General features: G+C 70.8%; 10 protein-coding genes. 5 read left to right on the top strand and 5 right to left on the bottom strand.

The window, feature by feature from the left end; genetic code table 11:
- The 3 genes from ACXYMW_RS19330 to ACXYMW_RS19320 all read right to left on the bottom strand — a co-directional run.
- The coding region (locus ACXYMW_RS19330; protein WP_459036965.1) for a DNA polymerase III subunit gamma/tau at positions 1-1,386 on the bottom strand (1,386 nt) is incomplete at its 3' end.
- 72 nt (positions 1,387-1,458) lie between these two features.
- A complete protein-coding gene (locus ACXYMW_RS19325; protein WP_459036964.1) occupies positions 1,459-2,799 on the bottom strand; it encodes an FkbM family methyltransferase in 1,341 nt (446 codons plus the stop codon).
- A 173-nt stretch (positions 2,800-2,972) separates the two neighbouring features.
- On the bottom strand, positions 2,973-3,362 hold the full coding sequence (locus ACXYMW_RS19320) for a DoxX family protein (protein ID WP_459036963.1): 390 nt from the start codon (positions 3,360-3,362) through the stop codon (positions 2,973-2,975).
- Between the two features lie 247 nt (positions 3,363-3,609).
- Between ACXYMW_RS19320 and ACXYMW_RS19315 the strand changes: the two genes are divergently transcribed.
- Positions 3,610-5,508, top strand: coding sequence for an acyl-CoA synthetase (locus ACXYMW_RS19315; protein WP_459036962.1), 1,899 nt, complete (start codon positions 3,610-3,612; stop codon positions 5,506-5,508).
- 167 nt (positions 5,509-5,675) lie between these two features.
- On the opposite strand, the gene ACXYMW_RS19310 is transcribed toward ACXYMW_RS19315, so the two are convergent.
- Positions 5,676-5,996 (bottom strand): ArsR/SmtB family transcription factor, encoded by a 321-nt coding sequence (locus ACXYMW_RS19310; RefSeq protein WP_459036961.1) that lies wholly within the window; start codon positions 5,994-5,996, stop codon positions 5,676-5,678.
- A gap of 203 nt (positions 5,997-6,199) precedes the next feature.
- A complete protein-coding gene (locus tag ACXYMW_RS19305; RefSeq protein ID WP_459036960.1) occupies positions 6,200-6,880 on the bottom strand; it encodes a hypothetical protein in 681 nt (226 codons plus the stop codon).
- A 123-nt stretch (positions 6,881-7,003) separates the two neighbouring features.
- Between ACXYMW_RS19305 and trpA the strand changes: the two genes are divergently transcribed.
- The 4 genes from trpA to pth form a co-directional block, all read left to right on the top strand.
- A complete protein-coding gene (gene trpA, locus ACXYMW_RS19300; protein WP_459036959.1) occupies positions 7,004-7,795 on the top strand; it encodes a tryptophan synthase subunit alpha in 792 nt (263 codons plus the stop codon).
- Positions 7,796-8,021: 226 nt separating this feature from the next.
- A complete protein-coding gene (locus ACXYMW_RS19295; protein WP_459036958.1) occupies positions 8,022-9,203 on the top strand; it encodes an alpha-hydroxy acid oxidase in 1,182 nt (393 codons plus the stop codon).
- Positions 9,204-9,310: 107 nt separating this feature from the next.
- Positions 9,311-9,973, top strand: coding sequence for a 50S ribosomal protein L25/general stress protein Ctc (locus ACXYMW_RS19290; protein WP_459036957.1), 663 nt, complete (start codon positions 9,311-9,313; stop codon positions 9,971-9,973).
- A 112-nt stretch (positions 9,974-10,085) separates the two neighbouring features.
- On the top strand, positions 10,086-10,691 hold a 606-nt coding region (gene pth / locus ACXYMW_RS19285), incomplete at its 3' end, for an aminoacyl-tRNA hydrolase (RefSeq protein ID WP_459036956.1).

The following is a 10,691-nucleotide window of genomic DNA, read 5'->3' as shown; positions in this document are numbered from 1 at the left end:
AGTTGCGGCGCGAAGCGCGACAGGGCGTCCATGGTGAAGTCTCCTTTCGGAATCCGATGCGATAGGGGGCCGGTTCGGGAGCGGACCGGCGCGATGGCGGCTCTGTGCCGCGACCGCGGCGCAGGGTCCATTCCCTTCCGGCGCACAGCTTCGGTGCGCGCCGCCGCCGCCGTTGGGCCCGCCCGCCGGCGGGCCGCCGGGGCCGGGCTGCGGCGGTGGCGGCGGGGCCTCGGATTGCAGCCGGCGCAGCAGGTCCTCGGGGCTCGGCAACTCGGCCACATGGGTCAGCCGGATGACCGCCATCTCGGCGGCCATCATGGCGTTGGGCGCGGCCGAGACCTCCTCCAGGGCTTTCAGCAGCATCTGCCACATGCGGGTCAGCGGCCGCATCCCGAGGGCCTGCGCCATGGCCAGCCCGCGCGAGCGTTCCTCGGGCGACACGGTCGGGTCCTCGGCGGCGTCCGGGGTGATCTTGACCACCGAAATCCAGTGCGTGACCTCGGCCAGGTCGCGCAGCACTGCCAGCGGGTCGGCGCCGTCGGCATATTGCGCCGAGAGCTCGGTCAGCGCGCCGGCGGCGTCGCCGCGCATCACCAGGTCGAAGAGGTCGAGCACCCGGCCGCGATCGGCGAGCCCCAGCATGGCGCGCACCGCCTCGGCGGTGGTCTCGCCGGCGCCGTGGCTGATCGCCTGGTCGAGCAGCGAGGTGGCGTCGCGCGCCGAGCCCTCAGCGGCGCGGGTGATCAGCATCAACGCCTCGTCGGAGATCTCGGCGCCCTCGCGCTCGGCGATGCGGCGCAGCAGGGCGAGCATGGTCTCGGGCTCGATGCGGCGCAGGTCGAAGCGCTGGCAGCGCGACAGCACGGTGACCGGCACCTTGCGGATCTCGGTGGTGGCGAAGATGAACTTCACATGCGCCGGCGGCTCCTCCAGCGTCTTCAGCAGCGCGTTGAAAGCGTTCACCGACAGCATGTGCACTTCGTCGATGATATAGATCTTGTAGCGCGCCGAGGCCGCCCGGTAATGCACGCTGTCGATGATCTCGCGGATGTCGCCGACGCCGGTATTGGACGCCGCGTCCATCTCCAGCACGTCGACATGGCGGCCCTCGATGATCGCCCGGCAATGTTCGCAGACGCCGCAGGGCTCGGTGGTGGGGCCGCCCTCGCCGTCGGGGCCGATGCAGTTCATGCCCTTGGCGATGATCCGCGCCGTGGTGGTCTTCCCGGTGCCGCGGATGCCGGTCATGATGAAGGCCTGCGCGATGCGGTCGGCGGCGAAGGCGTTCTTCAGGGTCCGCACCATGGCGTCCTGGCCCACGAGATCGGCGAAGGTCTCGGGGCGGTACTTGCGGGCGAGCACCTGATAGGCCGGGCTGTCGGACATGCGCGCGGGACTCCGTGGAAGGCGGCGTCAACCTAGGCGCTCGGGCCGGCGGCGTCCACCGCCGGCGGACCGTCAGTCGGCGGGGACGGCGAAATAGTCCATGGTGTGGACATAGGGCGTGCTGGCGACGATCCGGTAGCCGGCCTCGCGGCACCAGGTGCGGGCGAAGGGCAGGATGTTCTCACGCAGCACCTCGACCCAGATCACCGGGCGGTCGCGGGCGATCAGCTGGCGGGCGCCGGCCAGCACGTCGATCTCCATGCCCTCGGCGTCGATCTTGATGACGTCGACGCGGTCCGGCCCCATCAGCTCGTCAAGCGGCAGCACCTCGATGGCGCCGCTGTCCGAGGCCACCAGCCGCGTCGCGCCGAGATTGTCGGCCTGGTCGGTGACCGCGTCGAAACGCGCCCGCGCTGCCCCCGCGCCCTTGCCGAAGCCGCGCCGGTCGATGCGGTCGCCGAGGCCGTTGACGGCGATGTTCTGGTCGAGCAGGTCGAGCGCCGCGGGGTTGGGCTCCACCGGGTAGATGCGCGCCGCGCCGAGATGCTGGGCATACCAGACCACGTGGTTGCCGATATTGGCGCCGACCTCGAGGATCGCCGGGGTCTCGGCCCGGACCAGCCCGCGCAGCTTGGCCAGCGAGGCCGATTCGAAGAACTCGCCGCGCAGATGGGTGGCCTGAATCAGGTCGGTGGGGTTGGTCAGGCGCATCCGCGCCTCGATGCCGCCGTCGCGGATCGGCACGTGGACCGGCAGCGCCGCCAGCTCGACGCGCCACAGATCGGTCACCGCGGCCGACCAGTCGGCGCCGGTGGCGGCGCGCGGCCCGTGGCTGTGCTGGCCTCGGCGGTTGACGAAGAAGATCTCGGGGCGCTTGGCGCAGCGCGCCTCGGCCCAGAGCCGGTAGTAGAACTTGAAATCCTCGCCGGCATCCATCTCGGTGTCGAAGCCGATGCGGGCGGCGAGCGGGGCGCGGATGAAGGCGCCGATCTGCAGCGACAGGAAGGGCGGCACGGCGAGCAGCTCTGCGCGGCTGTCCAGGCGCTCCGGCTGGCCCGGGCGGAGCTGCGGCTCGCCCTCGGCGTCGAATTCGCAGATCAGGCCCCAGACCGCATCGAGATCGGGCTCGGCGGCGAGGAGGCGGCCGAACGCCTCGAAGGCGTTCGGCGTCATGACGTCGTCGGCGTCGAGGAAGAACACCCAGTCGATGCCCTCCTCCGCGGCCCGGGCCAGCGCCGCGTTGCGCCGGTCGGAGCGGCCGTGCCGTCCCGCCGTGTCGTCCATGGCGTAGTGCAGGATCTCGGTGAAGGGGCCCTGGTCGAAGGCCCGGGCCTGCGCCACCGAGGCGCGGCAGCCGGTTTCGAAGATGTCCTCGTGGCCGGGGCCGATCGGGGTGATGACGGCACATTTCATGCCGCTCTCCCCCGCGTTCCGCCGCCTGCCAGCGCCGTTCTGCGACCCGTTGCCCGCCCGTTCTCGCCCATCGCCGTCCCCCGTCCCTGCCGCGCCGCCTGCCGCGCGGTGTTGCGGCCGGAGGCTAGGCGGCTCCGGCCGGCGCGACAATCCGCTCTGGGACGCGACGCGGGTCAGCGTGCCCGGCGTGCACCATCGACCGACCAGGGGCCGGGGCCGGCGGCGGCGAGGTAGAGGAAGGCGAAGCAGTAGAGCGCCGCGAGTTCGCCGCCGTTCAGCATCGGGTAGAAGCCCTGCGGGGCATGGGCGATGAAATAGGCCGCCGCCATCAGGCCGGACAGGATGAAGGCGGTGATGCGGCTGAACAGGCCGACCAAAAGCAGCAGGCCGCCGACCAGTTCGAAGATCCCGGCGATGCCGCCCATCGAGGTCAGCGGCACGTCGTTCATCTGCGAGGTCGGAAAGTTCAGCACCTTGGTGGTGCCGTGCTGCAGCAGCAGCAGCGCCGCCATGATGCGGAAGATCGACAGAAGTTGCGGCGCGAAGCGCGACAGGGCGTCCATGGTGAAGTCTCCTTTCGGAATCCGATGCGATAGGGGGCCGGTTCGGGAGCGGACCGGCGCGATGGCGGCTCTGTGCCGCGACCGCGGCGCCGGGTCCATTCCCTTCCGGCGCACAGCTTCGGTGCGCGCCGCCGCCGTGGGCGGCTGGGGACGTTGCGTCACGGCGGCTCTGCCGTAGCGTTGCGACCGCTTGCAGCGGCGCGCGTTCCTTCTCAGACTGCGGGCGGGAGAGATCGGGAGGAATTCAATGAGCTTTGCCTCGTTCGCGGATCGCGACGCCATCGAAGCGGAAATGCCCTGGGAGGCGCGCGACCTGCCGAAGACGATCCACGGCCTGCTGGGCCGCAGCGCCGAGCGCTATCCGGATCGTCCGGCGGTCTCCTACCAGATCCTGTCCGGCCCCAAGGACAAGGCCGAGACGCTGACCTGGTCGGAGCTGCGCGACCGCGTCAACCAGGCCGCCAACCTGTTCCGCGGGCTCGGGGTGGGCGAGACGGACGTCGTGGCCTACGTGCTGCCGAACTGCCACGAGACCACGGTGACGCTGCTCGGCGCCATGGTCGCGGGCATCGCCAACCCGATCAATCCGCTGCTCGAGCCCGAGCAGATCGCCGCCATCCTGCGCGAGACCGGCGCCAAGGTGGTGGTGACGCTGAAGCCCTTCCCGAAGACCGACGTGGCCCAGAAGGTCGCCGAGGCGGTGCGCCATGCGCCGGCGGTGCAGACGGTGCTCGAGGTCGATCTCAACCGCTACCTGACGCCGCCGAAATCCTGGATCGTGCCGCTGATCCGGCCCAAGGTCACCGGCGCGCGCCATGCCGACCTGCGCGATTTCGGCCGCGAGCTGGCCAGGCAGCCCAAGACCCTGAGCTTCGAGGATGCCCGCGAGGACCGGGTCGCCGCCTATTTCCACACCGGCGGCACCACCGGCATGCCCAAGGTCGCCCAGCACCTCTATTCCGGGATGATCTACAACGGCTGGATCGGCAACCGGCTGATGTTCAACGAAGACGACAACATCATCTGCCCGCTGCCGCTGTTCCACGTCTTCGCCTGCCACGTCATCCTGATGGCGGCGCTGGCCTCGGGGGCGCACGTGGTCTTCCCGACGCCGCAGGGCTATCGCGGCGAGGGCGTGTTCGACAATTTCTGGAAGCTGGTCGAGCGCTGGAAGATCACCTTCATCATCACCGTGCCGACCGCGGTCTCGGCGCTGATGCAGCGCCCGGTCGATGCCGACGTCTCCAGCGTCAAGACCGCCTTCTCGGGCTCGGCGCCGATGCCGCTCGAGCTGTTCAAGCGCTTCGAGGCGGCGTCGGGCGTCACCGTGGTCGAGGGCTACGGCCTGACCGAGGCGACCTGCCTGGTCTCCTGCAACCCGCCGGCGGGCCGGAAGAAGGTCGGCTCGGTGGGCATTCCGTTCCCCTATACCCGGGTCAAGATCGTCAAGCGCGCCGGCAACGGGCCGGAGGAATGCGCCACCGACGAGATCGGCGAGATCTGCATCTCCAGCCCCGGCGTCTATGCCGGCTCGACCTATACCGAGGCCGACAAGAACCGCGACCTGTTCCACGAGGGGCTGTACCTGCGCACCGGCGATCTCGGCCGGATCGACGCCGACGGTTATCTCTGGATCACCGGCCGGGCCAAGGACCTGATCATCCGCGGCGGCCACAACATCGACCCGGCGGAGATCGAGGAGGCGCTGCTGACCCATCCGGCGGTGGCCTTTGCCGGCGCCATCGGCCAGCCCGACGCGCATTCCGGCGAACTGCCCTGCGCCTTCGTCGAGCTCTGCGACGGCGCCGAGGTCAGCGAGGAGGAACTGCTCGGCCATTGCCGCACCCATGTGCACGAACGCGCCGCCCAGCCCAAGCAGGTGACGATCCTGAAGGAATTGCCCAAGACCGCGGTCGGCAAGGTGTTCAAGCCCGACCTGCGCAAGCGCGCCATCACCCGGGTCTACAACCAGGCGCTGGAGGCGGCGGGCTGCCCGGCGCGGGTGGTCGCGGTGATCGACGACCGCAAGCGCGGCCTGGTGGCGCAGGTCGCGGCGCGCGGCGCCGATCCGGACCATGTCGGCAAGATCCTGGGCGGCTTCACCCGGCCCTGGGACTGGGCCGAGGCGGAGGAAGACGCCGCCTGACGCGCCTGGCCGCCCTGGGGCCGGGGCGGGGGCTGAGCTCTGTCACCGTCGCGGCCGAGCGACTGTGACGGAGTGCGGCGGCAGCGCGGCGCGGGTGGTGACAGGTCCGGAGGCCCCGGGGGCGCGCAGGCGGTCGCTTTCTGGCGGTCGCTTTCTGGCGGTCGCTGTCAGGCGGTCTCTTCGCGGAAGATCGCGGAGAGCTGACCCAGCAGGTCGGCGGTGGGGCGGTGCACCAGCCGGTAATAGACCACCTTGCCCTCGCGGCGATAGCTGACCATGCCCTCGTCGCGCAGCCGCGCCAGCAGCTGGCTGACCGCGGCCTGGCGGATGTCGAGCAACGCCTCGAGTTCGCTGACGCTCTTCTCGCCGCTGCGCAGATGGCACAGGATCAGCAGCCGGCCCCGGTGGCCCAGGGTCTTCAGATAGGCGGTGGCGGCATCCGCGTTCCGCACCAGGCTGTCATCGCCCGTCACCTGCTTCGCGCCCATGCGTCACGGCCTCCGCGTTGCCCCTGCGCCGGCCGGGAAGCCGGCCAAAGCTGATTCAGAAAACGTGGTTTACGACATCCAACGCGTTGTCGCCGCCCGCGTTCCGACCCCGGAGACGCGACGGCGGCGCTTCGCCGTCGCACCCGAGGCCGGAGGGTCCGGCCGGGGGGCGGGCGGCGCGGCGCGGGGCCGGGGGGGAAGGTTCAGCGGTGCGCCGCCTCGATTGCGGGCAGCGTCGCGATCAGGGCGTCGAGATCCTCGGCCGCGGTGCCGAGGCGGCGGCGCGCCCAATCCTCGTGCATGCCGAAGATGCGCAGCGGGAAGCGGTCCTGCCCGAGGGCCCGGCAGATATGGAAGCGGTGATTGCCCGACCCGGCCTTGCAGATGCGGCCCTCGGCATCGATCACCGCGCCGGCCTCGAAGCCGCCGTGATCGGGCGAGAAGCCGCCGGCCTCGAGGCTCGCCACCAGCGGCTCGACATAGCTTGCGAAGAAGCCGCGGATCTCGGCCTCGCTGCGCATCCGGATGGTCTTGTGGCGCGCCTCGCCGCGCCGCGCCAGTGCGTCGGAGAGCTCGCGGTACCAGGCCGAGTCCTCGGGGCGGTCGCGGTGGCGCAGGTAGTCGGCGACCTTCAGGTAGCGCGGCTCGCGCGCCAGCGGGATGCCCTTGGGAAAGCTGGCGGCGGGGATCAGCGCCGGTTCGCGGTTCTTCAGGACCCGGTGCCAGAGCGGCCGCAGCGGCACCGGCAGCCAGTCGCTGCGCTTCATGCGCGGCTTCATCACCGGCCACTTGGTGCCGGTGTCGCGGGCCACGCTCCGGGGGTCGATCCAGAGGATCGCGCGGTCGCCGGCGCGGCGCAGGAAATCGGTCTGGCGGGGCGTCATGGCGCGCAGCATAGCCGGCGCGGCGGCGGATGCCAGTGCCCGCAGCCCGGCGGCCGCGGCGCCCGCCTTGCTTTTCCGCCGCGGCTCGGGCAGGGGAGACGGCGACCTGACGGGAGGGACGCGATGAGCCGCATCGAGGCGAAGTTCGAGACGCTGAAGACCGAGGGCCGCAAGGCCTTCGTGGCCTATCTGATGGCGGGCGACCCGGATGCGGAGCGCTCCTTCGAGGTGATGCGCGGCCTGCCCGAAGCCGGCGTCGACGTGATCGAGCTGGGCTTGCCCTTCACCGATCCGATGGCCGACGGCCCGACGATCCAGACCGCCGGGCAGCGGGCGCTGGCGGGCGGCATGACGCTGTCCGGCACGCTCGACATGGTGCGCCGCTTCCGGGCCGAGGACTCGACCACGCCGATCGTGCTGATGGGCTATTACAACCCGATCCATTCGCGCGGCGTGGCGCGCTTTCTCGACGAGGCGCGCGCGGCCGGGATCGACGGGCTGATCGTCGTCGACCTGCCGCCCGAGGAGGACGAGGAGCTCTGCCTGCCGGCGCAGGCCGCCGGCATCGACTTCATCCGCCTGGCGACGCCCACCACCGACGACCGCCGGCTGCCGCGGGTGATGCAGAACACTTCGGGCTTCGTCTATTACGTCTCGATCACCGGGATCACCGGCGCCGCCGCCGCCGAGGCCGCCGACGTGGCGCCGGAAGTGGCGCGCATCAAGGCGGTGAGCGACCTGCCGGTGATCGTGGGCTTCGGCATCCGCACGCCCGAGGCGGCGCGCGAGATCGCCGGGGTGGCCGATGGCTGCGTCGTGGGCTCGGCGATCGTCGCCGAGATCGCCGCCGGCAAGCCGGTGGCCGAGATCCTCGATTTCGTCCGCGGCCTGGCCCGCGGCGCGCATTCGGCCTGAGCCGCGTCGGGCGCGGGCCGGGCGGGCGCGATCCGGCGGACGCCGCTGCGCGGCGGCAGGTCTGGCGCCGCGGCCCTGGCGGGCCGGGGCGCGCATTCACCCCGGGATATTTTTGCTCAAAAGAAGCGGCGACGGGGGAGCGCGGACCGGGGCACGCGGTCCGCGGCGCGTTGAAGGCAGGGCCGGCGCTTGCTAGCGTCGCGCCACGCGGGCAGGGGAGGGCAGGATGGCCGTCATCACCGAAATCGAGGATCTGCGCAGGCTCTACAAGCGGCGGGTCCCGAAGATGTTCTACGATTACTGCGAATCGGGCAGCTGGTCGGAGCAGACCTTCCGGGAGAATTCCTCGGATTTCGACCGCCTGTATTTCCGCCAGCGGGTGGCGGTGGACATGGCCAACCGCTCCACCGCCAGCACCATGATCGGCGAGGACGTGGCGATGCCGGTGGCGCTGGCCCCGGTCGGCATGACCGGCATGCAGAACGCCGACGGCGAGATCAAGGCGGCGCGCGCCGCCGAGGCCTTCGGCGTGCCCTACACGCTCTCGACCATGTCGATCTGCTCCATCGAGGACGTCGCCGCGGCGACCACGAAGCCGTTCTGGCTGCAGGTCTACACCCTGACCGACGACGCCTACATGCAGCGCCTCTTCGACCGCGCCAAGGCGGCGAAATGCTCGGCGGCGGTGATCACCGTCGACCTGCAGCTTCTCGGTCAGCGCCACAAGGACCACAAGAACGGCCTCTCAGCGCCGCCGAAGCCCACCCTGCGCAACCTGCTGAACCTGTCGACCAAGTGGGGCTGGGGCCGCGAGATGCTGGGCACCAAGCGGCGCTTCTTCGGCAACATCGTCGGCCATGTCGACGGCATCGACGATCCGTCCTCGCTGATGGCCTGGACCGCGGCGAAGTTCGACCAGTCGCTCGACTGGGACCGCATCCGCACCTTCCGCAACATGTGGGACGGGCCGCTGATCATCAAGGGCATCATGGATCCGCGCGACGCCCGCGAGGCGGTGAAGGTCGGCGCCGACGCGATCATCGTGTCGAACCATGGCGGAAGGCAGCTCGACGGCGCGCTGTCCTCGATCCGGGCGCTCGACCCGATCCTCGAGGCGGTGGGCGACAAGGTCGAGGTGCATCTCGACAGCGGCATCCGCTCGGGCCAGGACGTGCTGAAGGCGGTGGCGATGGGCGCCAAGGGGGTGCATATCGGCCGCGCCTACATCTACGGGCTGGGCGCCATGGGCGAGGCCGGGGTGACCCGGGCGCTGGAGATCATCCGCCACGAGCTCGACATCTCGATGGCGCTGTCGGGGCGGCGCCACATCCGCGACGTCGACCGCGACATCCTGATGGTGCCCGAGGATTTCTCCGGCCGCTGGGAGGCGCCGCGCGGCAACCGCTGAGCCGCGGCGCCCCCGGGGGCTTGCCAAGACCGGGCGGGCGGTGTACCGCGCGGGCTCCCGCGGGGTGACAGCCTTGGAGGCACCCCGCCCCATCTAGGAGATATCACATGGCTGGAGAGATTCCGGATCTTCACGCCCAGGAACGCACGGGGACGGGCAAGGGCGCCGCTCGTGCGGCGCGCCGCGCCAACCTGGTTCCTGGCATCGTGTTCGGCGGCGAGAAGGATCCGCTGCCAATCAACCTGCCCTATAACGACCTGATCAAGCGGCTGAAGGCCGGCCGCTTCAAGTCCACGCTCTTCAACCTGAAGGTCGAGGGCCAGGAGGACGTGCGGGTGATCTGCCGCGACGTGCAGCGCGACGTGGTCAAAGACCTGCCGACCCATGTCGACTTCATGCGGCTGCGCCGGACCTCGAAGATCAACCTCTTCATCCCGGTCGAATTCCTCAACGAGGACAAGTGCCCGGGCCTCAAGAAGGGCGGCGTGATGACGGTGATCCGCCCCGAGGTGGAGCTCGTGGTGACCGCCGGTGACATCCCTGAGAAGGTCGTGGCCGACCTCGAGGGTCTGGAGATCGGCGACACCGTGACGATCTCGGCCGTGACCCTGCCCGAGGGCGCCAAGCCGACCATCGACCGCGACTTCGTGATCTGCAACATCTCCGCGCCGTCGGGCCTCGCCGCGTCCGAGGACGAGGAGGAGACCCCGGAGACCGAGGTCATCGAACAGAACGCCGAGACCGTCGAGGGCGAGGCCGACGAGGCCTGATCCCGTCCGGCCGGCCCGGTGCGACGATGGCGGCCCCGCTATGGCGGGGCCGTTTGCATTTGCGGGGCCGGGCCGGGCGGCCTATCTGGAGGGCAAGGACAGGAGGCGCGGCATGAAACTCTTCGTGGGGCTCGGCAATCCCGGCGGCCAATACGCGATGAACCGGCACAATATCGGCTTCATGGCGGTCGACCGGATCGTCGCCGATCATGCGCTCGGGCCGTGGCGGGCGCGGTTCCAGGGCCAGGTCGCCGAGGGTCGGCTGGGCGGCGCCAAGGTGCTGCTGCTGAAGCCCGGCACCTACATGAACCGCTCCGGCCAGGCGGTGGGCGAGGCGGCGCGGTTCTTCAAGATCGCGCCCGAGGATGTCTGCGTCTTCCACGACGAGCTCGACTTGGCGCCGGGGCGGATCAAGGTGAAGTCGGGGGGCGGCCATGCCGGCCATAACGGCCTGCGCTCGATCCACCAGCATCTGGGCGAGGCCTATCAGCGGGTGCGCATGGGGATCGGCCATCCCGGCCGCAAGGAGCTGGTCTCGGGCTACGTGCTGCACGATTTCGCCAAGGCCGAGCAGGACTGGCTCGACGACGTGCTGCGCGGCGTCTCGGACGGCGCGGCGGCCCTGGCCGAGGGCGATGCGGCCGGGTTCATGAACCGCGTGGCGTTGCGCGTCGCGCCGCCGCGCAGCGGCGGCGGCAGCGCCGCGCCGCGGTCCGCG

The sequence above is a fragment of the Roseivivax sp. CAU 1761 genome (assembly GCF_054482755.1).
This window is presented reverse-complemented; position numbering and strand designations above follow the sequence as displayed.

Excerpts from the sequence above, each read along its gene's own strand:
- ACXYMW_RS19290 (WP_459036957.1), top strand. The coding sequence starts at position 9,311 with ATGGCTGGAGAGATTCCGGATCTTCACGCCCAGGAACGCACGGGGACG.
- ACXYMW_RS19315 (WP_459036962.1), top strand. The coding sequence starts at position 3,610 with ATGAGCTTTGCCTCGTTCGCGGATCGCGACGCCATCGAAGCGGAAATG.
- ACXYMW_RS19295 (WP_459036958.1), top strand. The coding sequence starts at position 8,022 with ATGGCCGTCATCACCGAAATCGAGGATCTGCGCAGGCTCTACAAGCGG.
- ACXYMW_RS19325 (WP_459036964.1), bottom strand. The coding sequence starts at position 2,799 with ATGAAATGTGCCGTCATCACCCCGATCGGCCCCGGCCACGAGGACATC.
- ACXYMW_RS19310 (WP_459036961.1), bottom strand. The coding sequence starts at position 5,996 with ATGGGCGCGAAGCAGGTGACGGGCGATGACAGCCTGGTGCGGAACGCG.
- ACXYMW_RS19320 (WP_459036963.1), bottom strand. The coding sequence starts at position 3,362 with ATGGACGCCCTGTCGCGCTTCGCGCCGCAACTTCTGTCGATCTTCCGC.
- ACXYMW_RS19305 (WP_459036960.1), bottom strand. The coding sequence starts at position 6,880 with ATGACGCCCCGCCAGACCGATTTCCTGCGCCGCGCCGGCGACCGCGCG.
- trpA (WP_459036959.1), top strand. The coding sequence starts at position 7,004 with ATGAGCCGCATCGAGGCGAAGTTCGAGACGCTGAAGACCGAGGGCCGC.